The sequence below is a fragment of the Actinophytocola xanthii genome (assembly GCF_001921205.1).
In the GTDB taxonomy this organism is placed as follows: domain Bacteria; phylum Actinomycetota; class Actinomycetes; order Mycobacteriales; family Pseudonocardiaceae; genus Actinophytocola; species Actinophytocola xanthii.
The window spans coordinates 1-23,430 of the sequence record NZ_MSIE01000095.1 but is presented as its reverse complement, the minus strand read 5'-3'; the positions used below and the strand labels follow the sequence as shown (position 1 = coordinate 23,430).

Annotated in this window: 31 protein-coding genes; 3 read left to right on the top strand and 28 right to left on the bottom strand. The window is 68.9% G+C overall.

What is annotated here, in order from left to right:
* Nucleotides 1-80: 80 nt before the first annotated feature.
* The 11 genes from BU204_RS34340 to BU204_RS34290 form a co-directional block, all read right to left on the bottom strand.
* Nucleotides 81-401, bottom strand: coding sequence for a hypothetical protein (locus BU204_RS34340; protein ID WP_075129985.1), 321 nt, complete (start codon nt 399-401; stop codon nt 81-83).
* A gap of 232 nt (nt 402-633) precedes the next feature.
* On the bottom strand, nt 634-960 hold the full coding sequence (locus BU204_RS34335) for a hypothetical protein (protein ID WP_075129984.1): 327 nt from the start codon (nt 958-960) through the stop codon (nt 634-636).
* A 201-nt stretch (nt 961-1,161) separates the two neighbouring features.
* Nucleotides 1,162-1,605 carry a single-stranded DNA-binding protein gene (locus tag BU204_RS34330; RefSeq protein ID WP_075129983.1) on the bottom strand — a complete coding sequence of 148 codons (444 nt, stop codon included), beginning with the start codon at nt 1,603-1,605 and terminating at the stop codon, nt 1,162-1,164.
* A 143-nt stretch (nt 1,606-1,748) separates the two neighbouring features.
* Nucleotides 1,749-1,976 carry a hypothetical protein gene (locus tag BU204_RS34325; protein WP_075129982.1) on the bottom strand — a complete coding sequence of 76 codons (228 nt, stop codon included), beginning with the start codon at nt 1,974-1,976 and terminating at the stop codon, nt 1,749-1,751.
* Nucleotides 1,977-2,399: 423 nt separating this feature from the next.
* Complete coding sequence (locus BU204_RS34320) at nt 2,400-2,915, bottom strand: hypothetical protein (protein WP_143229955.1); 516 nt, start codon at nt 2,913-2,915, stop codon at nt 2,400-2,402.
* Between the two features lie 385 nt (nt 2,916-3,300).
* Nucleotides 3,301-3,795 carry a hypothetical protein gene (locus BU204_RS39590; protein ID WP_143229954.1) on the bottom strand — a complete coding sequence of 165 codons (495 nt, stop codon included), beginning with the start codon at nt 3,793-3,795 and terminating at the stop codon, nt 3,301-3,303.
* Nucleotides 3,792-3,989: a hypothetical protein gene (locus tag BU204_RS34310; RefSeq protein ID WP_075129979.1), complete on the bottom strand. Its 198-nt coding sequence runs from the start codon at nt 3,987-3,989 to the stop codon at nt 3,792-3,794. Before BU204_RS34310 ends, BU204_RS39590 begins: the two co-directional genes overlap by 4 nt.
* A gap of 248 nt (nt 3,990-4,237) precedes the next feature.
* Nucleotides 4,238-5,026 (bottom strand): hypothetical protein, encoded by a 789-nt coding sequence (locus tag BU204_RS34305; RefSeq protein ID WP_075129978.1) that lies wholly within the window; start codon nt 5,024-5,026, stop codon nt 4,238-4,240.
* A gap of 230 nt (nt 5,027-5,256) precedes the next feature.
* On the bottom strand, nt 5,257-5,700 hold the full coding sequence (locus tag BU204_RS34300) for a DUF7715 family protein (RefSeq protein WP_075129977.1): 444 nt from the start codon (nt 5,698-5,700) through the stop codon (nt 5,257-5,259).
* 136 nt (nt 5,701-5,836) lie between these two features.
* Nucleotides 5,837-6,028, bottom strand: a complete 192-nt coding sequence (locus tag BU204_RS34295) for a hypothetical protein (RefSeq protein WP_075129976.1) — start codon at nt 6,026-6,028, stop codon at nt 5,837-5,839.
* A gap of 1,230 nt (nt 6,029-7,258) precedes the next feature.
* The gene (locus tag BU204_RS34290) at nt 7,259-8,071 is read right to left on the bottom strand and encodes a DUF7178 family protein (protein ID WP_143229952.1); all 813 of its coding nucleotides are present in this window, start codon (nt 8,069-8,071) and stop codon (nt 7,259-7,261) included.
* Nucleotides 8,072-8,686: 615 nt separating this feature from the next.
* On the opposite strand from BU204_RS34290, the gene BU204_RS34285 reads away from it, so the two are divergent.
* Nucleotides 8,687-9,469 (top strand): helix-turn-helix transcriptional regulator, encoded by a 783-nt coding sequence (locus BU204_RS34285; protein ID WP_075129974.1) that lies wholly within the window; start codon nt 8,687-8,689, stop codon nt 9,467-9,469.
* The gene (locus BU204_RS34280) at nt 9,466-9,750 is read left to right on the top strand and encodes a hypothetical protein (RefSeq protein WP_143229951.1); all 285 of its coding nucleotides are present in this window, start codon (nt 9,466-9,468) and stop codon (nt 9,748-9,750) included. Before BU204_RS34285 ends, BU204_RS34280 begins: the two co-directional genes overlap by 4 nt.
* A 111-nt stretch (nt 9,751-9,861) precedes the next feature.
* On the opposite strand, the gene BU204_RS34275 is transcribed toward BU204_RS34280, so the two are convergent.
* From BU204_RS34275 to BU204_RS34205, 17 genes are all read right to left on the bottom strand, one after another.
* On the bottom strand, nt 9,862-10,836 hold the full coding sequence (locus BU204_RS34275; protein ID WP_075129972.1) for a DUF3560 domain-containing protein: 975 nt from the start codon (nt 10,834-10,836) through the stop codon (nt 9,862-9,864).
* Complete coding sequence (locus BU204_RS34270; RefSeq protein WP_075129971.1) at nt 10,833-11,363, bottom strand: hypothetical protein; 531 nt, start codon at nt 11,361-11,363, stop codon at nt 10,833-10,835. The genes BU204_RS34275 and BU204_RS34270 overlap by 4 nt, the downstream gene beginning before the upstream one ends.
* A complete protein-coding gene (locus tag BU204_RS34265; protein ID WP_143229950.1) occupies nt 11,360-12,343 on the bottom strand; it encodes a DNA methyltransferase family protein in 984 nt (327 codons plus the stop codon). Before BU204_RS34265 ends, BU204_RS34270 begins: the two co-directional genes overlap by 4 nt.
* Nucleotides 12,340-12,801, bottom strand: coding sequence for a hypothetical protein (locus tag BU204_RS34260; RefSeq protein ID WP_075129969.1), 462 nt, complete (start codon nt 12,799-12,801; stop codon nt 12,340-12,342). Before BU204_RS34260 ends, BU204_RS34265 begins: the two co-directional genes overlap by 4 nt.
* A 432-nt stretch (nt 12,802-13,233) precedes the next feature.
* Complete coding sequence (locus BU204_RS40405; RefSeq protein ID WP_158073554.1) at nt 13,234-13,401, bottom strand: hypothetical protein; 168 nt, start codon at nt 13,399-13,401, stop codon at nt 13,234-13,236.
* Nucleotides 13,402-13,619: 218 nt separating this feature from the next.
* A complete protein-coding gene (dprA, locus tag BU204_RS34255; RefSeq protein WP_233160945.1) occupies nt 13,620-14,579 on the bottom strand; it encodes a DNA-processing protein DprA in 960 nt (319 codons plus the stop codon).
* Between the two features lie 719 nt (nt 14,580-15,298).
* Nucleotides 15,299-16,450, bottom strand: a complete 1,152-nt coding sequence (locus tag BU204_RS34250; RefSeq protein WP_075129967.1) for a hypothetical protein — start codon at nt 16,448-16,450, stop codon at nt 15,299-15,301.
* Between the two features lie 197 nt (nt 16,451-16,647).
* Complete coding sequence (locus BU204_RS34245; RefSeq protein ID WP_143229949.1) at nt 16,648-17,166, bottom strand: hypothetical protein; 519 nt, start codon at nt 17,164-17,166, stop codon at nt 16,648-16,650.
* A 130-nt stretch (nt 17,167-17,296) separates the two neighbouring features.
* Complete coding sequence (locus tag BU204_RS39585; protein ID WP_143229948.1) at nt 17,297-18,112, bottom strand: deazapurine DNA modification protein DpdA family protein; 816 nt, start codon at nt 18,110-18,112, stop codon at nt 17,297-17,299.
* A 196-nt stretch (nt 18,113-18,308) separates the two neighbouring features.
* Nucleotides 18,309-18,527, bottom strand: coding sequence for a hypothetical protein (locus BU204_RS34240; protein ID WP_143229947.1), 219 nt, complete (start codon nt 18,525-18,527; stop codon nt 18,309-18,311).
* Nucleotides 18,528-18,651: 124 nt separating this feature from the next.
* A complete protein-coding gene (locus BU204_RS34235; protein ID WP_143229946.1) occupies nt 18,652-19,200 on the bottom strand; it encodes a hypothetical protein in 549 nt (182 codons plus the stop codon).
* 98 nt (nt 19,201-19,298) lie between these two features.
* Nucleotides 19,299-20,249, bottom strand: coding sequence for a hypothetical protein (locus BU204_RS39580; protein ID WP_143229945.1), 951 nt, complete (start codon nt 20,247-20,249; stop codon nt 19,299-19,301).
* Nucleotides 20,250-20,343: 94 nt separating this feature from the next.
* Complete coding sequence (locus BU204_RS34225; RefSeq protein ID WP_075129962.1) at nt 20,344-20,628, bottom strand: hypothetical protein; 285 nt, start codon at nt 20,626-20,628, stop codon at nt 20,344-20,346.
* Between the two features lie 18 nt (nt 20,629-20,646).
* Complete coding sequence (locus BU204_RS34220; protein ID WP_075129961.1) at nt 20,647-21,177, bottom strand: hypothetical protein; 531 nt, start codon at nt 21,175-21,177, stop codon at nt 20,647-20,649.
* A gap of 160 nt (nt 21,178-21,337) precedes the next feature.
* Nucleotides 21,338-21,748: a hypothetical protein gene (locus BU204_RS34215; protein ID WP_143229944.1), complete on the bottom strand. Its 411-nt coding sequence runs from the start codon at nt 21,746-21,748 to the stop codon at nt 21,338-21,340.
* 65 nt (nt 21,749-21,813) lie between these two features.
* Entirely contained in the window at nt 21,814-22,122 is a 309-nt protein-coding gene (locus BU204_RS34210) for a hypothetical protein (RefSeq protein ID WP_075129959.1), read from the bottom strand.
* 264 nt (nt 22,123-22,386) lie between these two features.
* Nucleotides 22,387-22,935 carry a hypothetical protein gene (locus tag BU204_RS34205; protein WP_143229943.1) on the bottom strand — a complete coding sequence of 183 codons (549 nt, stop codon included), beginning with the start codon at nt 22,933-22,935 and terminating at the stop codon, nt 22,387-22,389.
* Between BU204_RS34205 and BU204_RS41675 the strand changes: the two genes are divergently transcribed.
* Nucleotides 22,918-23,430: hypothetical protein (locus BU204_RS41675; protein WP_233160941.1), on the top strand; the 513-nt coding region annotated here is incomplete at its 3' end. The genes BU204_RS34205 and BU204_RS41675 overlap by 18 nt on opposite strands.

The window sequence follows — 23,430 nt, the reverse complement described above, 5'->3', positions numbered from 1 at the left end:
CCTCGGGGCTGTCGCGCGTGACACGAGGGGTGTGTCCGGCCTTCGGGGTGGGCGCACCCCTCGCCGCGTCTACCCCTCGGTCAGTACGGCGGTTCGGTATAGAGGCTGGCCGCGGCGGCGAGGTCGTCGGTGATGCGCGGTAGGTCGTCGGCGAGGCACTCCGGTTCGCCCATGATGGCCTCCACGGGGTTGGCCAGCCAGTAGTCACGCTCGTCGACGCCGAACTCGGCGCACTTGTCCCGAAGGGTTTGCCAGTACTTCTCGCGGGCGAGGTCCTCGACCCTATCCAGGTCGATGAACACCGCGCCGGAATGACCATCGGGGGCCTGCGCGGTGTCCCCCACCGCCCGTGCCGCGGCCGCTGCCGCCTCCCGGATCTGCTGCCGAACATCGGCGTCCATCTGCGGCCCCTTTCTCGGTAGCTGCTTTCCGCCGCCGTGGCCGTTGTTGGTTCGGGTTGCCGGGCCGTCCGGGTAGGCGGTACCTGCGCGCTGCTGTTGGCTGGACCGGCCGGATCGTCGCTCGGGCACGGCGGGACGCGCGGTAGGCGGTGTTCGGTGTGATCACACCGGGACCGGCCGGGGAGTCTCGGGCAGCGGGAGCGCAGACGAGACCAGGCCGCAGGCCGGTCGGTTAGGCTGCGTGATCGTCGAGCCACGGCGTCTCGGTGAGCGCAAGACTCTCGGCGTCGAGACGCCGCAGAGCCGGGTGCTGGTCCATCAGTTCGGCCACACGCTGCTCGACATACGTGCGCTGGAACTCCTGCATCGTCAGACCGCTCTCGGCTGCCCAGTCCTCGGCCGCGGACCGGCAGAACGCCACATCTTCGGTCTCGGGCACCTGACCGCTGAGACTGGTCGAGCTGACCGGAACAGTCACCACGGCACCCGAGAAGGCGCCGAACGGCACCGGGGTGCTCGCAGCGAATAGCTGGGACACGGCCTGGTCGCATGTGGACACGTGGTCTCCATAAGTGCAGAAAAGGTTGCTGTTGGTTGCGAACCCGGTGCGGGGCCACCACACGGCCGACCGGCTCCGGGCATGGCCCAGCGGCGGTGGGGGCGCAGAACGCCAGGCGATGGTGCTGACACGATGGGCCCGGTCCCGCGAGATTCTGCGGTCATCGAGCCGGAACAGGGCCCATCGTCTTGGATCGGACCATTAGGCGGCGAGGTCGGCCATGGTGGCGGCGGGCTCGGCGTCGGACCAGGGGTCGTCGGTCTTGGTGGCGGTGCCGCTACGCTTGACCTTCGTGATCTTGGCGGTGGCGAAGCGCAGCGACGCGCCGATCTCGTCCACGTCCAGCTCCATAACGGTGCGCTTCTCGCCCTCGCGGGTCTCGAAAGTGCGCTGCTTGAGCCTGCCGCTGACGATCACCCGCGCGCCCCGGGTGAGCGACTCTGCCACGTTCTCCGCAGCCTGCCGCCAGACGTTGCAGCGCAGGAAGGTGGCTTCGCCGTCCTTCCACTCACCACTCTGGCGGTCGAGGTAGCGGGGTGTCGAGGCCACGGTGAAGTTGGCGACGGCCGCGCCGCTCGGCACGAACCTGAGTTCCGGGTCGGCGGTGAGGTTGCCAATGACGGTGATGGTGGTCTCTCCAGCCATAACTTAGCTCTCCTTCAGGGTTGACTGCTGACCGTGGTGCGATCAACGGGGTTGTCGGTACCGATGCCGGGAGGTCCGTTATCGGTGACGACGTGTGTGCGAGCGACCGGCGCTCCGGCAGGTCGTTTGTGTGCCGAGCCGGGTCAGATAGTGATGGCGTGGCGGATGATGTCGGCGAGAATCGGCGGTGAGGGACGGACTCCGCCGGTGCCTTGGTGAGGCACGGCGCCGTCGATGGTGAGCTGCCACCCGGTGCCCGTCCGGCTGCTGTTCGGCTGGTGGCTGCTCGGCGGGTCGGTCGTGCCATACTCCTGGCGCCACACCACGGCGACGACCTCGTTGTCCTCGTCCCGGGCGATCATGGTGAGCACGGCCGCTGTCGTGTCGTCGGCGTGGACGCGGACGAACAGCGCGATCGGAGTCCAGGGCAGGGCGTAGCAGGTCTCGACGAGGCAACCGCGCGTAGGCCCACAGGCCGGGAGCGCCGTGGGTAGTGCTGGCGGGGAATGTTGGTCTGCACGGTCTGCGGCAGCACGTAGTCGCCCTGGCCGAACATGTGGGGCCGGGCCGTGTCGGTGGCTTGTGGGTTGATGGTCACGGGTAGTCCCTTCGCTGGCTGGTAGCGGTGGACAGCGGGTCGTGGTTTCGGCTGGGTGTGCCGGCCGGAGCGGCCGCGCGCACGCCGGGGGCGCGCGTCGCTACGTCGACGTGGGCGGCCGGGGTCGCGCGGACGCCGCTGGCCACCACGCACGCCGCTGGCCGGCCAGGCGTGTATGCCTGCCACGGCGTGGTGGCTACCGGTGGAGGTCGACGAGGGCGGCTTCGAGCAGGCGGCGTTGGCGCTTGTGCGCGCCGGGGTGGTCACATAGGTAGGCGGCCATCACGGATGTCGTCTCGGGTGCCGCGCCCGGTAGCTCATCGCCGGCCAGGATCGCCAGGGCGTCCGGGTGGAGGTGGGCCAGTTCTGCGGCGCGCTGGTCGGAGGCGCGCAGCCATGGCTCGATGATCTCGTACCGGCCGTCGGCGTCCGGGTACACCAGGTGCGGCTGCTCGCCGGGGTGCTCGTCCCATGGGTCGTCGTGGATGGCGAGGATGTCGCCACGCCACTCGTAGCGGATCTGGGCGCTGCCGTAGAACGACTGCAGGTACACGCCGATCCATTGCGCGACGGATCGTCGGCAGCGCAGCCCGATGTCGGCATACAGGCCGCCGGGGACGTTCGGGCTGTCGGTGGGCGAGGTGATCGTGGCGCTCGGCGTCGCACCCCGAGCCAGCACACCGGGGAAGGCAGGCTTGAACGGGAACGCCACGAGCACTTCCCCATCGGGAAGGGCTCCCTGCCGATCGAGAGACCGAAAACTCTGTTCGTCGGATTCAGTCATGGAACACGCCGTTCTGCTCGCATCGTTTCGGGTCACCAGCGCTGCGCAGCTCGCAGCTTTGGTGTTCGGGACTGGTGCTCGTCATCCGCAGTGCGCCTGCGACGCCCTCGTCTGGTCCAGGCGGTAGCGGCGCGGCGCAGGCTGTTGTCGTTCTGCCGCCGGCAAGGGCGGCAGACCCGGTCTCCCGTCGCCGCGCGAATGGACGGGTTGCGTGGGGAGTCGGTGGGATAGATCCGCCGCGGTCGAGGCTGCGGCGGATGCTGGCAAGCGTCCGGGGACGGAGGGAGCGGGCGGCGGCGAGCGGCTGCCGGGCTTACCCGGGGGACCGGTCAGCGACCGAGCGGGGTTCGGGATGGTCTCGTCCGTCGGTGCGTCGCCAGGTCCAGCTCATGGCACCGATCGCGTACCGGTTGTTCGCCTCCGGTTCGATACGCGTCGGCTCGTAGCCCGGATCGTGGACGTAGGCACGATGGGTGTGGATGATGACGTCGCCGTCCCAGTCGAAGTAGTCCTGGTCCTGCGGCCAGGGGCCGGAGGCGTTGAGCTGGTTGAAGTAGGCGGTGACTTCTTCGGCGACTTCGCGCCGAAAGGTGGGACACACAAAACCGTTCCAGCGCAGGCCATCGTCGTGGGCAGGGAAGGTCTCGTCGTCGATGCCGACGGTGCAGTTGTCGAGGAGCGGACGAGGGTCTGCGGGCGACGCGCCGTGAGACGAGTCCTGACAAGACAAGGCACAGCTCCAGAGAAAGGATGTATGGAACTTGGTCGGAAAGGCCGCGGCGGGCCGCGAACGGCCTGTTGTGCTCACGCGGCGGACTGGTCCGTCCCCGTCTGCGTGCGGGGGTACTCGCCGAGCGCGAGGATGGCGCGGGCCTCGCGGGCCAGAGCGCCCCTTATCTCGATCTCGTACCGGTCGAACCCGGCGTAGAGCAGCCGACACGCGGCGAGCATCCCGGTGGGCGTCAGCCGGCCGTTGCGGTAGTGCGGTGCGACGGCGTACACAAGGCGGGTGGCCTCGTCGCGGTCGAGGATGTTGATGCTGAGGCGACGGCGTCGATGGTCTCGTCGGTGGCAATCACAATGTTGCTCCTCTGTGGACGATCGGATGTGGAGCGTCCGCCTATCGTGCATGCCGTCCGGCTGAGTGGGCCGACCGCGCGGGGACGCCGTTGCTGGCGCGTGTTGGCTGCTGGTGGCTCGAAAGCCCTGCGCCAGCGTCCACGTCGACTCCTGGCTGCACGCCGGGGCGGTTACCGTCCTCCGGCGTTCCACCGGCGGTGGATCTCGGCCTGCTCGCCGGTGGAGAACCCGTGCACCCGGGCGAGCGTGATCTCCACATCTCCGGTGTAGGGGTGGATGTAGCGGGACGCGTACGGCTGGTGGGCGCCCTGTGCGGCGAACGTGCTGGACTGGCCCCAGTACGGACTGGAGGCGAAGGGGTTGCTGCCGTAGGACTCTGCCCAGAACCGGGTGATGTGACCGGTCAGCATGGCCGCCACGGTGTCCACCGCCGGGAGCGGGAGCCAGAGCCCGCCGTCCTCTGAGTCCACGTCGATGTCGTTGTCCAGGCCGGGGGTGTCTGCGGGGTATCGGGTGTCACCGGGATACACCCATTCCCCCAAGTCCTCGGCGCTGTCGGCCACGAGGTGCTCCTCGGTGTGGCCGGTGAGGTCCGCGGGTTGGTCGGTGCCGGTGTGCCCCCACTGCTGCGACCACGCCTCCCACTCGGCGGCGCTCATCTCGAACGTGGTCACCGCCAGGTGTGGTAGCCGGTCCAGGACCCACCGCCGCAACACGACCAGGTCGGGGTGCCGATCGGCGTCCGCGCTGGTGTCGCGGATCAGCGTGTCCACGCGGGTCAGCAACCCGCGCGCGTCGAACTCCAGTCCGTGCGAGAGCCGGGTGACCTGTTCATCGATCGGGGCGGGAGAGTGCCACCACGACGCGATGGTCTGTGCCGCATCGTCGGTGATCACCTGGTCCGGGTCGGCCCAGCAGCGTGCGATGACTGGCTCGATCTCTCGGCTCGGCAGAATCACGCGTTCTCCTCGATGGCGATGTGCACGGGTTCGGGGCAGAGCTGTTGGCCGGGATCTGCGGCGCGGCACGCGGACACACGTAGCCGGGTGGGGTGATGGTCCGGACGGAGACACCGGAGGCACCGGGCAGTGGCGGCGGGAAGCCCTGCGGACACCTCACGCCACGTAAGCGCCAGCGATCGCAGCCACAGATCACCACCAAGGCACGGCACCATGTCGTTGGTGCGGAGTCAGCGGCTCTGACGTAGGTTCCGTCGTCCGTTGGTGGACGTTGTCGGCCAGGCGCGGACGGCGATGGTGTCGCCGCGGCGCTCGACGACAGCGCCGACCGGCCACCTCGCAGCGATGTGCGCCATCTCGTCGGCGGCCTGCTCGGCTTCGCGCCGAAGATCCGGGTCGTCGTCAAACCCGAACGCGACGAGTCTGCGGTGGAAGATGTTGCGGTACTGCACGAGCGTGAGATCACGCACGGCGACCTCGGCGGTGGTCGTGCCCCGGCCGGAGTCAAGTCCGGTGAACGCACGGGCACAACCACAGCCGCCATCCGGGTTGCCCCTGTCCCGGTCGCAGGTCATCGCGAGGTCAACCAGCTCGGGGCCCTCGATGTGAGCGAAGTCGTTGGCACGACGCCCCTGAGTACGGGTAGTCGCGACAAACACCGTGAGCGATGGCATAGACCCTCCAGATTCCCGGGCGAGGAGTTGATGTGCGGCGGCGCGCTGCGGGGCCGGGGCGGCGAGATGGGTGGTTCGCGAGTCCGCCGGGGATGTGGGGGCAGGACCGTCTGTTCGGCCGTCCATTCGGCGGCGGTCAGCAACCGGTGACGGGGAAGGGGTGTGGCTCGATGTAGGCGAGCACGCCGCCATCGCCGCCATCACCGGTACCGGTGGCCAGGTCGATGCAGGTGCCAGGGTCGAGACGGTGCGCCAGGTCCGCGCAGGCGGCGCGAATAATCGGCTCCGGCACGGTGTGGTCGGTACTGATGCAGACCCCGTAGACCACGGCCGATCGTCGACGGTCGACAGCGCCATCCGCAGCGGTTCTCGGCGACGGGTTTGCAACTCGCCGGGCGATGCCCAGGTCCTCGGGCGAACCAGAGGCTCATTGACACCTTCCTGCGCGATGTTGTGAAGCTGGCGGACCAGCCGGACATGGCGGCTGTCACTGCGCCGCCCTCGGGCGTGTCCGGATCGATCACATCCCTCGGTGTGGACGGTGGTCATGTGCAGGACGGATCGGTTTCTCCTGGAAATCGGGTTGCTCGGTGTCGGTGTCGCCGCTGTTGTCGGGTTCGCCTTCGGCAGAGGCGCCACTGGGAGCGAATCCAGTAGTCGTGAGGGCGCGGACCATGGCGTCGTAGATCGGGGTGCCCATGCGGTGGGAGTCACGGGGACCGGTGGTCTCGTCAGCGGGCACCGGGGTTCCGCCTTTCGTTCGGTGTGAAGGACTGCTCGCCGCCCAGTGCCGTGCATCGCTCGATGGACGACAGATCCCGCGGTCGGAGCGGTCCCGAGATGTAAGCCGGAGCGAGGGACCGGCCCACCGTTGTCTCGGACGCGGAATCCGCACTGGTGCGGCGACGAGCGCACCGGGTACGCGGCAGAGCACGATCGGAGGACCGCGATCGGAGGAGCGAGCCGAAGATGCAACGGGAGAGGGCGCGGTCAGATTGGCTGTGCCTGGAGCATCGAGGGTGAGGCAGGCCCACCGTGCGGCGACGTGGGGCGAGCACTCCACGCGGCCACGCAGGGCGCGTGACCGAGCGGTTGCCCAGATCCCTATTGGGCGCGAACGGCATCGGCTAGAACGTCGCCGTGGCATCGCGCGGGCGCACACCAGTTATCTGGCGCTGACTGACAGTGCACCGACTACGGACAGTGACAGTTGGATCTGCGGAGTCACAGCTACGGCGGGCGAGAAACTCCCCGGCCGCGGCCACCGGGTCCGCTTGCTGTGCAAGACACACGATCAACTCGTCTTCGGCACACCGCCACAGCCAGCCCGAGCCCAAGCAACACCGCGATCAGGGCTGATCCTGACCGTCGCATAACCGCAGGTCAGGGATATTCGCCCGATTTCGGCCACGACCCATAGCCGTTGCGCCCGAGGTTCGATCGTGTGGACAGTCGCGCCGGCGACGGTCCGGTTCTCTGCGGCCGAGGGCGATCAGGCCGGCGTGGGCAGGATTGGTTCGACCGGCGGGCGCGGATAGGCAGGCGCAGGCAGGCGGTGTCAGACGGCCGAGAGGTAGCCGGTGTCCGGCCAGTCACGTATGTGGGGAAGATGGGTAGCGCGGAAGTCGCGCCAGGCGTTCTCGGCGTTGACCCGTACGGTCTCTCGTCCCTTGTCCAGCAGAGACATCCCGCGTTGTCGGATGGTTGCTTGTGTGAGGCGTTGGCGCACCAACCAGGTGATGGCCTGGACCTGGTGTGCGGCGACCGGCCGGTGTTCGAGGCGCGAGAGCTCATCGGCGGCCTCGTGGTAGAGAGTGGCCACCTGGTCGTAGTGCGGGTGGGAGACGGTGCCGTCTCGGCGCCGCACGCCCCGTACGGGTGCGGCGCTGTACTGGCCGATGCTCAGCGGGTGTCCATGTGCGACCGACAGAGCGTGCCGGTCGATCACCACGTGCGGACAGGCGGGGGCGTGGCCGGCGCCGTGCTCGATGAGATGAGCGAAGGCGCGGACTTTCGGACCGGACAGCACCCGCTCGTGGTGTTCGCCGGCGAGCAGTCGGTCAGCGGCACGCTTCTGTGCGGTGCTGGCGAACGCGCCGCAGCCGATGCCGCCGATCCCGGTGCCGGTGCGCAGCACGCGGGCGGCGAGGTGCACGTTGGCGATCCAGCCCTGCTGGGGTGAATAGACCGCGAGGATGCCCGCGCCCAGACGGGCGTCACCATCCGCGATGGCCGAGGCGACCTGGTGGGCTTTGCCATACCAGGACATTCCCTGCTGGATCTCGTCACTGGTGGCGTGTTCCCAGTGCCACATGATGTTGGCGCGGCGTACCGGGTGTGCCTGGAACCACGGATGGTCCGGAGCAGACATCGGCCCCCCTTCAGTGAAGAAACGGCGACGACTCCGGGGCAGCCGACGTGAGCCTGGTTCGTGCGATTGGTGCGCGGCGTCGGCGCAAAGCAGGGTTGAGGTGGGGTCAGGCGTCTCGGAGCGATACCGGCAGCGGGTCGTCGCTGGGCTGGTCCGCGGCGTGAGCCACAGGCGTGGCGCGCGTGGGTGCCGTGGCAGTGGCCGTGGGCGGCGGCCCAGTTGGTCGTCGGGTTCGCCACCGGTACGTGGGACCGGGCGGGTGCACCGGCCAGCCGTTGGGGTTGGCGGCACCGGGACCGGTCAGACACCTGCGACGCGCGGGAGGTGCGGCGTCCTCGACGGCCAGTGACCTGCGTGCCGCGCGAGGGTGAGTCCCGGTGGTTGCTGGTGGCGGTCGTGGTGGCTGGTCAGCGCTGTGTCGGGCGTCGGCCGGGTGCCTGAGCCCGGGATGGCTCCGCGCTAGTTATCGGAGGGCCAACCTCAGCTGCGGAGCAGTTGTGCGTGCACGTCGATGTACGTCCTCGAGTTAAATCGGCCGGACTTAATCATCAGTTGATGTGTTGATCTGTAATTGCCTACGCTCGTGAGGTCACGAGCGTGTGTCATACTGCCACCATGCTGGGCCTCTCGGAGCATGACGAAGCACCCGCGACCTCGGACGAGACCGTGGCCGCCATGCTCAACCGCGCCCGCCGCCGCTTCGTGCCGATCAGGTCCGCGTTCCTGCACACCGGACGAGGGGCAACCGCCCAGCCCGGCCCACTGGCCACCCTGGTCAAAGCCGGCGACCATCGCGGGCTTCTCGCCTACCTCCTGGTACACGCTGCGGCCAGCGCCGCCCCCTGGTACGTCACGCACTCACCCGGCGTGTGGGTCCGGGCACTGCGGCTGGGCACCGATCCGTCCGCACCGTCGGCGCGGGCAGCGGTGTCCCGGCTGTGGGCCCGGCTGGAACGACGTGGGCTGATCACCCGACTCCGAGTCGGCCGCACCACCACCGTGGTGCTGCTCCGCGAGGACGGATCGGGCCAGACCTACACCCATCCGGTCACGACCCCGGGCGAGACCTACTTCAAACTCCCGCACGCGTTCTGGCTGCACGGCTACGACCAACACCTGTCCTTGCCTGGTCTGGCCATGTTGCTCATCGCCTGCGACCTCGCCCCCGGGTTCAGCCTGCCTTACGACAAGGTCGCCACCTGGTACGGCATCTCCGGCGACACCGCACAACGCGGTCTCGCCGAGCTGCGGGCAGCGGATGTGCTCGTGCGGTGGTTTCAGCGCAAGAAGCGCCCCCTGGCCGACGCCGGCTGGACCGTGGACTTCCGGTACCGCCTGGTAGGACCTCTCGCGAAGGACACAGCTCGCACGCCGGACGGGGACGGTGCCGGACCGTGAGCGCCTCGACGGGACGACCCGGCGATCCCGACAGCGTGGTCGGGTTGATCTATCGCATCGTTGATGTCCCTCGGCGGACCCTCTGCGCTGTCGCGATCCTCGCTCTCCCGTGCGGGGTCCTCGCGCAGGTCGCCGGTGCCCCGCCCGTGCTCGGCATCCCCGCCAGCGGAATCGGCGTCGGTGTCGGCAGCCTCAGCATCCTGGCCGCCTGGGTCGCGCACCGACGACGAGGCCACAGCAGCGACGCTGACAACGAGCACATCCCGCCGCCATCCTACTGAGGATTGACCGGCGTGGCCTCGTCCAACGCCGGTGCGTGGCCTGGGCCTGGACGGTCGGCTTCGATTCCCGTTCGGCCGAAACGGGCGGGGCGGTGTCCGGCTTTGGTGGAGTCAGGTCTCGGTGCTTGCGGCGTCGGCCGGTTGCGGCGGGCCGGGCGGCTGCGGGTCGGCGTGGCGCACGTTGGTGATCTCGTAGTAGGGGACCTTGTTGGTCCACCACGTGTCCGTGCCGTGGATGCGCTGCGTCTCGATGCTGACGGTGGTGGGGTTGACCCGTGCCACGCGATGCGGCCCGCCGGGCCAGTCGGAGTACACCCAGTCACCGGGATTGATGTCGTCGCGGGTGAACACGCGGACCTGGCCGTCGGCGACCTGCTGGTCGTGGATCTTCTGCCAGTAGGCCAGCTCGGTGGCGAGTTTGTCGCAGGCGGCCTGCAGGCGTTCGCGCGCAGCTTCGTGGCCGTTTTCGGCCGCGTTGGTGAGGTGCCGCTGGGTCTTGCGCAGGTCGGTCTCCAGGCGGGCGATGCGGCGCAGGACCTTGCGGGGGTGGTAGCGGCGGTCCATGTGCCGGCGGGCGGTGTCCGCGCGGTCGGCCGCCGATTCGGCTTGGTTGAGGAGTGCGTAGCCGCGCATCTCGGTGTGCAGGTGACGGGCACGGCGGCGCCGGTCGGCCTCGCCGATGACGGGCTGGCCCATCGGGATGCCGCTGAAGAACTCGTTCGCCGACTGGATGCGGGCGTGGCCGGCGCTGGCGCGGCGCGTGGCTTTCGCGTCCAGCGCGTCGGCGCGGTCGTCGAGCCGCTCGGCGCGTTCCTGCTCGATCTCGTCCATGTCCCGCACGGTGAGGTCGATGGTCACGGTGACCTCGTAGCCGAGCTGGCGCAGCCGATCGGCGGTGTTGTCGATGCGCCACTGGCGGGGGAGCTGGTTGCGGCTGGAGCGCTGGAACCAGCCGGGCTCGGGCCGCCAGGTCCACACGTTGTCGTCCAGGATCTGCCGGACCGGCGTGCCTTTCCGGGTTTCCGGTTTGGACAGCCCGGACAATAGGGTTCCCTCGGCGTAGGTGTGGGTGATCTCGACCGTCACGGCCGGTCCTCCTCACTGTCGTCGCGGCTCATAGCCGGGCGGGTGTGGTGGCTGTCGTTGGGTTTCTGGCTCGGTTGGTCCCGGGCGCTGGCGGGCCGGTCGCGGGGCGCGCGGGTGAGGGCGGTGACCGCGGCGTGCAGGACCGCAGTCACCGGGGTAGGCAGGGTGGAGGAGCCGGCGACCTGCAGCAGCGCGGCCAGCGCGGCCCGCTGGTCGGCGTCGAGAAAGCCGCGGTGGACCCGCCGTGCGGCATCAGCCAGTGTCTGGGCGAGGTCGGAGGGCAGGTCGGACTCGGCCGGGATGACGCCGCGGATGTCTTCCCACCGCAGCCTCTCGGTGGTCAGCCAGCCCCCGGACACGCGGTGGATGCCCACGGTGACCGAGTGCCGGTTCACCCGGATCACCGGGTGCACTAGCCACGCGCCGACACCCCAGACCCAGTCACCGACCAGCACGTCACCCGGCTGGAACCGCCTCCGCGCGCCGCCCACATCGGCGGGCTGGTCGTGGTTGGCGTTGCTGGTCACGCTGCCCACCTCCCACGACCCCGCTGCGGCTGGCGGGCCCGGTTGTTGGTCGCTTGGGTGGGTTCGGTGACGGGCTCGGTCTGGGACAGCTCGAACACCGAGATCATCCGGAACAACACCGTGTCCTGGCTCGACTCCCCTCCGGTGTCCCCACCTGCGCCCGAGCCAGTGCCACCGTCGGTGCTGGGCGCGTTCGCGACAGCCGGTGTACCGGGCGCGGTCCTGGCGGTGGCGTCGGTCGCGGCGGTGCGTGTCTCGCCGCGGGGGGCGACGATCCGCAGGCCGGCCACGTGCGGGCGGACCTTGCGGCCGCGCTTGCGCCACCCTGCAGGCGAGTCCACGTCGACCAGCTGGATGCCGCGGGCCTCGCACTGCGTGAGGAGCATGGCCTGGTTGCGGGGCGAGTAGCCCAGCACCTTGGCCGACACGCCGCCCGCACTGAGCGAGTCCTGCATCCGGGACACGGCCGCCGGGTCGTCGAGAACCTCGTGGACCAGTTGGCTCAGCTCGCGGTCGGAGGCCCGCCGCTCGGCGACCTCCTCCGGGCTGGCCTGGTACTTACCTCGCTGCCGGGGCGCGGCCGGCTCGGCGCCTTCGGTGTAGTCGAGCGGCTTGTCCATGGTGAGCAACACCGCGCGGACTCCGCGCGTCCCGAACGCGTCGTCGGGCAGCGCCACGTGGGTGCCGCCGACCTGCTCGACCAGGGCCCGGATAGCAGTGTGCCTGCGGTCGCTGCGGAAGGTGTACCCGTTGGGCACGATCGCGGTCAGCCGGCCACCCGGCGTGAGCAGCCGCCACGCCAGCCGGACGTGGTCGATCCAGATCGTCGGGTGACCCGGCACCGAGAACGGCGGGTTCATCACCACCGCGTCGAACAGCTGGCGAGCGGATCGGTCGCCCGGGTCCTGATCGGCCGGGTCCGCGGACACCAGGGCTGCTGTGTCGACAGTGGCGGAGTACTCCTCGAACGTGCTGGTCACGAGCGACACGCCCGGCCAGCTCCCGAGGTCGCGGCGCGGGCGGCGTTCGGCTCGACGGCGACGACGGTCGCGTCCGGTGCCGTCGTGCGGACCGCGTCGACCAACGCCCCGTCCCCGGCCGAGGGCTCCAGCACGCGCGGTGCGGGCAACTCGGCCAAGCGGGTGTGCTCGCGCACGAGTTCCTCGGCCAGCTCGGCCGGGGTGGGGACGAACCCTTCCGTGGTGCGCGCGGGCCGCGGCAGTGCCCCGTCAGCGAGCACGGTGGCAAGCTGGTCGGTCGGATCGGCAGGGAACACGTGGGCCTGATTCGCGCGTGACCAGCTGCCGCCGAGCGCGGTCAACACGGTGTTCACCGCGACGTAGTCCGCGCGGTTCAGCCGCTGCGGAATGACCAGCCTGCAGCCGGTGACCTCCGCACTGTTCAGGATCTCCTTGACCCGCTCCGTGGTCACCGTCATCGCCGGACACCTCCGCTCCGGGCCGGAGCCGTACGAGGTGTCGTGCAGGCGGTGTGCGGATGGCACGCGGGGATCGTGTGGGTGGGGACGGACATGACGAAGCGCCTCACTTTCCGATGAGGTGGGGGTGCGGGTCGGTTACGGCGGGCGAAAGCGCGCGACGCCGACGTGCGGCCGGCATGCCAGCCGCCGAGCCGGAGAGGCAGCGTCGAGCGCTACGAGTCCAGGCCGCACAGCAGAAAGGGCTGCCCGATCACCGATCGGGCAGCCCTGAAACTGGGAGAGCGCGTGACGAGGCCCTGTTGAACGGCCGGATTGGCCGGGGAATGCGGGAAGGCGTGCAACGACTCCGTCGTCGACAGCGCCCTGTCGTGCTATGCCCCCCGATCGGCGACCGAGTCCATCCCCGGCGAGTCGAGCCGAAGGGAGGTTTCAGTATTCGTCGGTGCGGAGTTCACCGATCGGCGGCGACCAGCACCCGCCGTCGATCTTGTACTTCACTCCGCCGTCGATCCAGACCCGCAGCAGGGTGACGTCCCGAGTCGTCAGAGCGCGCAGGAACTGCTGCAACTCGTGACCGGTGATCTCGACACGTTCCACGCGTCAACCTCCTATGTAGATAGTCGTGCGTCGACGGGTTGTCTGGTCCGTACGGGACGACCGTTCGGGCGTGCGGCTCGCTCATCGCCGAGCACAAGTCGGGATACGATGGGGCCCGCGTGTCCAGTCCTGTGTGGACTTCGCTGGGTGTCTCGGAGGCGATGGCCTGTGGGACCCGAGCCGTGGCGGGTGGTTCGTGGCTGCGGCCTCCCAAGGGGTCAGGCCGGGCGCGGGCGCGTGGTGTCGAGGGAGTGGTGGATGTCTGCCACGGAGGTGACGAGTTCTGCGGCGTGGTCTCGGATCAGCTGGTGGCAGCCGGTGGACTGGGCGGAGGTGATGGGGCCGGGCACGGCCATCACCCGGCGGTCCAGCACCCGCGCACGGTGTGCGGTGCTCAACGAGCCGCTGCGGGCCGTGGCTTCCACGACAACCGTGCCGCGGGACAGGGCCGCGACCAGTCGGTTTCTGGCCAAGAACCGGTGGCGCGCGGGCGGGGCACCGGGCGGGTACTCGGTCACGACCACACCGCGGGCGCGGATACGGTCGAGAAGGCTCTGGTGCCCGGCCGGGTAGCACTGATCGATCCCGGTCGCGACCACGGCGGCGGTGAGCCCGTCAGCGGCCAGCGCGCCGCGATGCGCGGCGCCGTCGATGCCGTAAGCCAGCCCTGACAGGACCGTGACGCCGTCGGTGGCGAGCCGGTACCCGATGTCGGCCGCCGCGGTCTCGCCGTAGCTGGTGGCGTCGCGCGCCCCGATCACGGACACCGCGTTGGCCAGCGCGTCGCGCAACGGCACTGCGGACTGGACCCAGAGCGCCACCGGAGGAATGGCCCACGACGCGCCGGTGGTGGCGGCCCTGGCCAGCGCGGTGATCAGGTGGGTAGGCCATTCCTCTTCGTCCTCGGGAATGATCAGCCGCGCGCCGATCTCCGCGGCAGCCGCGATGTCGGCGTCGACGAGGTCGAGCCCGTGTCGGGCCGCGGTTTCCCGCGCGACCGGCTCGGGGACCTGTTGTGCCTGGACCCGCCGAGCCGCCTCGACAGGTCCGTGGGCGTCGATGAACGCGGACAGCGCAGGTGCGGGCGGCTCGGCGACGCGCGCCAGGTAGGTGCGGGCCCGCCGCACCTGCGACATGCCGTCCGCGGACAGAGGGGGAGAGGACGGGGTGGTGGACATGACACTCCACTTCAGACAGAGGTTCAGACAGAAGGCAGACCGCAGCCCGACGAGCTACCGGTAGTGATCGATCGGCAGGGGCAACTGGACCGTGGTGTCGCAGCGGAGGCAGACGTACCGCACGTGCTCGAACAGGTGATCGTCCTCGGCCAAGACGACCCGGCACCCATGCCGGAGCCGTGGACGGACAGGTCGTGGCGTCGTGTCGCGCGGTCCTCTTCGCAGATCCGCCCGGCGGCACCGCAGACGGGGCACACCAGCTCCTCATCGTCGTCGCCCCGGGCCATCGGCCGCTGGTGCAGGTCGAGCCGTACGGCCTCGGCCGGTGACCATGTGGCGTCGTAGTAGCGGCGCCACCGCTGGTCGGTGAGGTCCGCGCGGGGAGATGCCCGCATCGCGCGGTGAACTCGCTGCTGGTGGCGGCCAGCCACATCGCGTAGTCGTGGTCGTGGTCGGCGGGCGTGCCACACCGCGCGGCCGTGGTCGTCGGCATCGACGTACGCCATGAACAGTCGCTGGACTGATGCGGGCAGGGATTCCCACGCGGGTACCGGTCCGCTGATGCGGATCGCACAGGTCAGGGCGCGTGGCGTCACGGGATAGGTCATGAGCGCTCCGGGAGCAGGCAAGGGACTCGGCGTGCTGCCGCACGCTCGGTGTCGACGCGCCGTCATGGCGGCGCCGGGGATCGGGTCGGCGGGCGGCAGCACACCGGGCGGTCAGTGTTGGAAGGCGGCGGCGTGGCGCATCGCGGCCAGGCCGTGGCGTTCCAGGTCGAAGGCCTGGTCGGCGTCGTCGAGGGTTTGCGCGGCGCTGGTCACCGCGTGCAGCACGCCGCCGGAGGAGCGGTCCCCGCCGTCGATGAAGTGGTTGAGGATGGTGTTCTGCTCCTCGGTGGTGAACCGCAGCTCGGTGCTGACGAACTCGAGCGTGGCCTCGACGTCGCGGACCGGGACACCGGCGTCAGCTTCGATCTGGGCGATCTTGGCCTGCAGGTAGGCGGGGTTGAGGAACTCGCGGACCGCGTCGCGGGCCTGCTTGCCGGCCAGCTCAGCCATGGCGTGGCGGGTGTCCTGGCTCCAGCGCACCACCCCGTCGTCGAGCCGGGCGCCCAGGTGGACCTCCTTGAGCGCGTCCTTCTCGATCGTGACGCCGTTGTCGCAGACCTGGACCTCCAACCGGGGGATGATCTTGAACGCGCCGTGGCCGACCTCGCTGTTGGTGACGATGAACCCGGCGAACACCACCGGGTTGTCGATACCGCGCGCGCGGGTGAACGGGCTGGTGTAGTTGCGCAGCAGGGCGGGGGCGTACGCGGCGACCTCCGGGGCGGTGATCTTGACATACATGCGGGTCTCAGTCAGATCGCAGCGCGTGACGTCGACCGCGACCCCGGCGGCCTTGATGCCGGCCAGTACCGACATCAACACGTCGAGGTTGTCGGTGATCTTGTACTTCTCCGACAGCAGCGCCCGCCCGATCCCCGGGGCGCCGCGGTGGCCGCGCAGCGTCCGCGCGAGGTAACGCTCGTTCGGTTCGGTGGCGAGCCAGGTGTTGACGTTGTGGTCGAGCAGGTCGACCTGGTTGTGCTCACGCATCCGCCGCAGATAGCGCACGGGAATGCCCAACTTGTCGGCGATCCCCGCATCGCAGGTCCCGGTCGGGGTGAACCGGCCAGTGGCGGAGGTGACCCCGTCGAGGGTGATGGCCGGCTCGCCGATCCCGTCGATCTCCAGCAGGCCGCCGGACATGCGCATGTTGTGGGCGGGCACGACGACATCGAGCTTGTTCGCCTGCTGATGCTGCAACAGCCGCGCCATGTCCCGCAGGCTGGCGTTGCGGGCAGTCAACACTGATTCGGTCGTGGTCATGGGTCACATCTCCTTCGCGTAGAACAGGAATCGACACGGGTATGGCGGGGGAGTGCACCGGGCGGGACCTCGGCGCCGGCCAGGTGTGCGGGTTCGCGCACCGCGCGATGTGGTGCTGGCCTTCCGCGAGCACGGGGAGACCAGGCACCAACCGGCCGCCAACCACCGTCTCCAGTGGACCCAGCACAGAGATGGACTCAGAAGAGTGTTTCCTGGACAGGTGCTGGTTTTGCTGGAGTGGCGCGATGCTCGCCGGTGCGACGTCGTGGTGGCGGTGGCGGCGGGATGCGCGACTGGGTAGCGATCAGCGCCTGCGCGATCGGACCGGTGACGACCTGCTCGGAGCGGATGAACCGGATACGGCCGTACGCCGCAGCATGGGCGTCGGCGGTGAAGGTGAGTTCGACAATCGTGGGCTCCGGCAGCACGAGACCGTCCCGGAGCGCCCTCGCGCGGCGTTTCGCCGCCCAGTCCAGCACCAGGCGCAGGTGCGCTTGGCACGCGTGCTCGGTCCGGTCCGACTCCCCGTCCCGGTAGGTCACTCGATGAGTGGCCCGCACGGGACACGACCGGCCCCTGACCTTGCCGTCACCCTTGCCGTCGTCGTTTCCGGTGGGGTCGTCGGGATTCGGGTCGACAGGCCGGATCCACTGTCCGCACTCGGGGATCTGCCAGCCGCGGATCGAGTTCTTGCGATCCCTCTTCGCGCTCATCACCCACCACCTCCGCACGACACAGGCCCGCAACGGCATCCCGGAGGACGAGACGCGCGACCGTCGACCTACCACGGGAATACGCCCAGCGACGACAAAGGCGCATCACCAACTGGGCTGCAATCCGGAATACTCAGACCGCCCGCCGTGGGATGGGCTGCCTGCGACGATCCCGGTGCCGGCTCACGTGCGATCGTTCCGCCACGTCAAGAGTCGTGTGGTACCAGCGAGACGCGAACTCGGCGCAGTTCGTGCAATTTCCCTCATGGTCGCACCCAGGCATCGCTCTCGAGCGCCATCTCGCGGACCTGGACCACCCCATCGAATCAGCCGAGTAAAGAAGATGGCCGCAGCGCGCCAAAACAGAGCGGTGAACACCGAACCCGTGCAACCGAATCCCCATTCCGTGCAACGTGGTGATGATCTCATCCACGGTGTGGGTCGCCGTCCGCCGGCACACGCTTCCTAATCCCACCAACGGTTCGGAAGTCAGGTCGATCCCCGCGGCCAGATACCGCGCCACATGGTCGACGTACTCGGAAAGCTTCCACCCCTGCAACACAGGAATCCAGGGAACATGGCGGAATTCAGACCGAAGATAACACTCCGATTCGATCGTGAATTCCTGATGTTCGGCAACAGTCAACCCGGAAGCAGACAGAGAACCGGTCTCGCACGGGTAATCCTGCGGAGCGCAGAACGCTGGTGGAGTCGCCACGTTGTCGAGAACGCGAGTGACCACACTGCCGAACAGATCCGGGTCGTAGCGCCACTCACCGTATTTCGAGATTTCCGTATACGCGCCACTGTCCAAAATCCATGAAACGAATGCCTTGGGGTGATTATCCCAATCGTCACGGTATTTTTCCATGGTGCGGAGCGACACGCACATCGGGACCGTGAGCTGCTCAAGCCACCGTCCACGATGGACACCAAGATACAAGTGCATCGGGCTCTCCCGAAACGGCCGATCCACGGACCCCGGCACACGAGCCGAGAAGTGACGGCGTGCTCGCCCGAAGGCGAGGCAGCGGGCCATATGGAGACGGTCTAGTGGCACCGTGAGGTGGGCAAGGCGAGCCGCGATCCTCCCGGCCTTCTGACGTTGACAAAGCGGTAGGGAACGGGCCCGCTCGGCCGGTTCGTCACGCGTTGTCCCTGGTCTGGCGGGGGCGGCGTGGGTGGCGGCGTGCGAGCGCGATCTGCTCGTCGCGGACCTGGAGCACTGCGGCGTGGCCGCCGTCGAGTTCATCGATGATGGTGGTGTCGTAGAGCAGACGACAGAACGGGCATCCGATGAGCGCCTGGTGATGGGTGCCGATGTCGGCCAGGTGTGCGCGGCGGCCGCAGCAGGGGACCGGCACCGTGAGACCGCCTCTGCCATCGGGCTCGGTGTGACGCCGAATGTGGACGCCGGGGACGAGGAACCGGGGCTCGATCTCGTCATCGACCCCGAAGGACAACCCGGGCCGCGGTCGCTTCCTGTGGCTAGATGTCATGGCGTACGGCGTAGTTGTGCCGCCCGTCGTGCCACGGCAGGTCGTCGAGGCAGAACTCGACGAGATCACCGGCCCATGTTGAGGGCGCGCCGGGATGGGGCGGACTGGCCGGACTGTGCGGGTTCTCGTTGAGCCAACGGCACAACTCGCCCGCCAGCTCGCGCAGCGTGCCCGTGCCGACGTCCACATGGAACTGCGAGTTACCTCCGGGGCCGTAGGCGTCGTAGTAGTCCCAGACGCAGACGAGGGTGATTCCGCAGTCGTGATGGATCTGCCCGAAGACGCGATTGACGTCCTCGGCGGTATAGCCATCGTCCATGCAGCCACGCAACTCGGGGACGGGAGCGTCGCTCCACCGCCTGTCGCACGGATGGTCGGCGCCGATCGCCGCGAGGGTTTCCAGGTTGTCACCCGGCTCCACATCACACAGCACCCGGCCACCCGGCTGGTGCACGAGCTCCTGAACGGTCTTGGCCAGATCCTTGGACGCCGCGATCCCGAACTCGAACGGATTCAGCCCGGATGCTGTCCCGACCATGGTCATCTCCTCGTGGGTCGCGTGGTGGAGCCGATTCCGGCTGTGTGCCCGGAGCGCGGATCGGCTCACGGCGGTGGGTGGTGTCGCGGGTACCCGTGCTACGGATACAGCTCGCCGTCCTCGGTGAACTGGTAGTCGGTCGCGACCGCGCGCGCCCGTTCCTCACCGGTCCGGGACTCGGCCTCGCGTTCCCCGGCCGTCCATACCTCGCAGAGCGCGTCGCGCGCGGCGTCCTCCAGCGCGTCACGCTGATCGGCGGTGGCCGGAGGCGGACCTAGGGACGGGCAGTCGTCGTCATGGGGCAGCAGGTAGTGGTCTGCGGAACAGGTGCATTCCGCGGTCGCGTCGTGGACGGTGACCTCTGTGGAGTGTGACCGGCGACCGCTCAACTCGACGTGGTCGAGGCCGTCCACCCAGGGCAGCGCGGCGGCGTTGTCGCGGTCGAGGATTCCGGACACGGCGATGCTGTGCCGGCGTTCGAGGTCACAGCTATCCACCCGCACGCCTCTGATACCGGCGAAGTCGGCCGGTCCGTAACGGGACGCACCGACGGTGCCCAGCTTCTCCGCGAGTGCGTGGACGATGGCGTCCTGGACGGCGTCGATGTCCGCGTCGTCCCACCATGGGCCGGCGAGCTTATCGCGGAGCACCTCGATCGCGCGAGCCTGCGCCGGTTCGGACAACTCATCGAAGTCGAACACCGTAATAGTGATCTGCTGCACGGGTTTCTCCACTGACGTCGCAGGGGGTCTATGTCCGGGCGGTCGTGGGTCCGTCTCTCGAGTCAGGTGGCACTCCCATGCCCGCCACTCACCCCACCCGACCAGCTCGCCGGTCTGCTGGTGCGGCGTCGGGTCCGGTTGGAACACCGCGATGCGGTGGCCCGGGTGGTACAGGTGGTCGCGCGGGCAGCGGAAATCGTTTCTGTACCGGAGAAACTCCCCGTGCATGAAGCCCGCGTAGATCACCCGATCGCCCGGGTGGAATGGCGTGGGCTGGCATGTCGGGCCGGTGGTCGTCACCAGGTCCTCCTCAGCGGTCAGCGCCACGACCGTCCTCGCAACGGCTGGGCGTGCGCCACCTGCATGTGTGTTCTCGGGATGGCCGGTGTCGCGGATTCGCACCGCATGTCTGTGTGTTGGCCTATGCGTTGATGTAGGCGTCGACGATCCTGCGGAACTGCGCGAACGTACGCGGCGGGGTGTTCAGGCCGAACCGGGACGGGTCAACCACGGTCGTGGTGATCCACTGGCTGGCCCCGTCGGGTTTGGCGCCGAACAGCAACGTGCGCGTGCCACGCGGGTTGGCCAACTGGAACCGGGTCCCATGGTCACCGGCGCGCCATTCCACCCCGAAGGATGCCGGGGTGCTCATGTTGGTGACCGTCACACCGGCTGACGTCGGCGTGGACTCCTTCTGCTCGATCATGGGCGGCTCTCCGTTCGGTCAGGTCTGGTTGTGGAGCACGAACAGACTCGACTGGTACTCAGGCACTAGGTCACTCACGGGCCAGAACGCTTCGAACCCGCTGGACAATGTCACCCACAGCAGACAGTCCCGGACGTCATCCCGGTCGCCCGCGAACACGCCGCGCTCATCGGTGACGACGGCACGGGCTGTCCCGGACACCGCGTCGTAGTCCAGAGCCCGAGACACCCGCGCCGACCGCCGAGCGCCGGTGACGATCGCGCCGAGTGCCACCACATCCGACGTCGTCAGGGGCAGTCGCGGGACGGGTTGCCAGCCGGTCACCCCGTAGCGGCTGGCCTCTCGTTCACCAGCGCCAACCGGGTCATCGGGTGGTGTGGTCCAGTCGGCCCACGTCCGCCACGCCTGATGATCGCCACCAACCGGGCGGGCCATCAGCAGGGAGGTTCGCCGCGCCACTCGCAGCTCGAACTCGAACTCGATCTCCGAGTCACCGTCGCGCAGCGTCTGGCGCGTGCGCTGCACCACGGGAAAGCGGATTGCCGACATAGGTCACCTCTCTCGCATCGCTCTGGTGCAGTCACGACCACGCGCCGAAGCGGGCCGTGAGGCAGCTGGTGCACGCGGTGGCTGGCGGCACCGTCCTTGTGCTGGATTGGGTCCGGTCGGACGTTGGTCGTCGGTTTCTGTCCCGGCCGCTGAGGGTTGATCACACATCGTCGTCTGTATCCCAGCGCGCGGCGGCGAGGAATCGGTCGAAGCTGGGGCAGTTGATCACGATGTCGTCGCAGGTCGGACAGAACGCTCCGACGATGACGCCGGCGGTGATCCACGCGTCGAGCTGCGCGGGACTGGCGACCGTGTCCGGGTCACGGGGATCGTTCGGATCCAGCCACCACAGCCGGACGCGATGAATCGTCGTCGACGAGCGCCCCTCGACGCGGCAGCTCCCGCCGGCCACGCAGTCACAGAACGGTCCGATGTCGACCTCGTCACCGGTCTCATCCGGAGAACCAGGACTCCCGTTGTTGATGTCGTGATCGGTCATGACACTCACCGGTTGTGTGGCGGCTGCGCGCTGCGAACTCAGGCAGCTCACCGCATGGCCGTTGCCGACCACGCGGTGAGCTGCGGTGTGGGCGCCCGGGGCGGCATCCCGGACGGCTGGCCAGAACGCCGAGGGCCTTACTCGTCGTTCTCTGCCGGCTCCTCGTCGAAACCGTCACCGTGGTAGCGGGGGATGTCCGTGCGGCCGAGCACTTCGCCCGGGTTCAGGCACTCGAAGTAGATGTCACCCAGCTCGCAGTCGTGGTCGGCCACGACGGCGATCTCGACGTGGTCGCCGGCGGACTGGCTCCACACCTCGAGGACGGCCCCGTTGATGGCGCCCTCGATCTCGGAGATCTGACCGTCCGGTGTGCTCGCGCACGCGGTGAGGCCGAGGAGCAGGCTGGCCCCGAGCGCGCTCAGAGCGGCGAATCCCTTGATGCTCATGCGTTTCCTCCTTGATCGACTTCCGGTAGATGTCCGTGCAGGCGTCGCCGACTCGACGCGCCGGCGAGGGCTGAGAAAGTGGAGTGCGATTGGTGTGTCTGTCGAGGACAGTGAGTGTCAGCCGGGAGCTGCGACGGACCGTGCGGTCCGTCGTGGACTGCTGACAATGGACGCATGACGCGAGCCGCGGCCTGAAGGTCTCGGCCAGGGATGCGCGGTGTTGGGCGCGCTCCTCGTGTCGGGGCCCGGGCGTTCAGCGCCGATTTACTCGGCGTCCGAGCTGTCCATTCCGTCGACGATGGCGGCTATCGCGTCGGGGATGGAGGAGTGCGGAATCGCGTCTTCGAGCCGGTCGATGTCGTCCTCGGTCAACAGTCGGCCTGCCCAGTGTTCGAGTTGCGCGTGTGTGAGCAGCGATGCGGCGTTGGTGTCGAGCCGGTGCTGTGCGAGTCGGGCCGCGAGTTCCCAGACGCGGGTGGCCTGCGGTGCTTGGAGCAGGCCGGGACCTTCCGGGTCCAGGTGGTTCCACGTGCCGATGACCCATGCGGGATCGCAGTCAGCCAGGTCGCGGTAAGCCGTGACATCGGCGGTGCGCAGCACGCGGATAGACGCCGGATCGGCCGGGTCGGCGAGCCGTCCCGGGTCGCCAGGGAAGTAGGCGACGAGCCAGGTCATCGCCGAGTGGATGACCACGCCTCGTTCGGCCATGACATGGTCGGCGGGCGGCTGGGCTCGCTGGATCTCGACGGCGGTGCCCGGCGGCGGGCCACGTAGGACACTCCTACCTCCTCCAGGATGGTGGTCGTCGACCACGAACGGTCCGTCGACTGGTCAGCCGACTCCGTGCGGCGAACGCCGAAAGCGGATACAGGTTGGACGGGCACGTTGACCAAGGACGAACCGCGCCTACTCCACGAGCCGTGGCAGCCAGTGGCTGTGGACGTGGACGGGGTGGCCGGAGCGCCACAAACCCTGCGGGTTTCGCGCTCCGGCCACCGGGTTCGTGTACGTCAGGGCGCGCGGCGAACCGCGTTAAGCGGCGACGTCCACACGATCCACGTCCTCACCGGAACCGTCTGCCCTACCGGCCGCACCACCGAGCGCCTCGATCGCGCCGACGAGGTCATCCACAACGTCGCCGTCAACGAGGCCATCCCCGTCAACGAGGTCGCCGTCAACGAGGTCGCCGTCGGCGATCGCCTCACCGTCCTCCGGCTCACCCGCCGGCGGGCCGTCGGCGACGTCGTCCAGGTCGACGACGGGACTGTCAGGCTCGCCCACCGCGATGTCCTCGTGAGTGTCCTCGTG

Coding starts and splice junctions, on each gene's coding strand:
- BU204_RS34340 (WP_075129985.1), bottom strand. CDS start 401: ATGGACGCCGATGTTCGGCAGCAGATCCGGGAGGCGGCAGCGGCCGCG.
- BU204_RS34330 (WP_075129983.1), bottom strand. CDS start 1,605: ATGGCTGGAGAGACCACCATCACCGTCATTGGCAACCTCACCGCCGAC.
- BU204_RS34300 (WP_075129977.1), bottom strand. CDS start 5,700: ATGCCATCGCTCACGGTGTTTGTCGCGACTACCCGTACTCAGGGGCGT.
- BU204_RS34290 (WP_143229952.1), bottom strand. CDS start 8,071: ATGTCTGCTCCGGACCATCCGTGGTTCCAGGCACACCCGGTACGCCGC.
- BU204_RS34285 (WP_075129974.1), top strand. CDS start 8,687: ATGCTGGGCCTCTCGGAGCATGACGAAGCACCCGCGACCTCGGACGAG.
- BU204_RS34260 (WP_075129969.1), bottom strand. CDS start 12,801: ATGACGGTGACCACGGAGCGGGTCAAGGAGATCCTGAACAGTGCGGAG.
- dprA (WP_233160945.1), bottom strand. CDS start 14,579: ATGTCCACCACCCCGTCCTCTCCCCCTCTGTCCGCGGACGGCATGTCG.
- BU204_RS34250 (WP_075129967.1), bottom strand. CDS start 16,450: ATGACCACGACCGAATCAGTGTTGACTGCCCGCAACGCCAGCCTGCGG.
- BU204_RS39585 (WP_143229948.1), bottom strand. CDS start 18,112: ATGCACTTGTATCTTGGTGTCCATCGTGGACGGTGGCTTGAGCAGCTC.
- BU204_RS34235 (WP_143229946.1), bottom strand. CDS start 19,200: ATGGTCGGGACAGCATCCGGGCTGAATCCGTTCGAGTTCGGGATCGCG.
- BU204_RS34225 (WP_075129962.1), bottom strand. CDS start 20,628: ATGATCGAGCAGAAGGAGTCCACGCCGACGTCAGCCGGTGTGACGGTC.
- BU204_RS34220 (WP_075129961.1), bottom strand. CDS start 21,177: ATGTCGGCAATCCGCTTTCCCGTGGTGCAGCGCACGCGCCAGACGCTG.
- BU204_RS34210 (WP_075129959.1), bottom strand. CDS start 22,122: ATGAGCATCAAGGGATTCGCCGCTCTGAGCGCGCTCGGGGCCAGCCTG.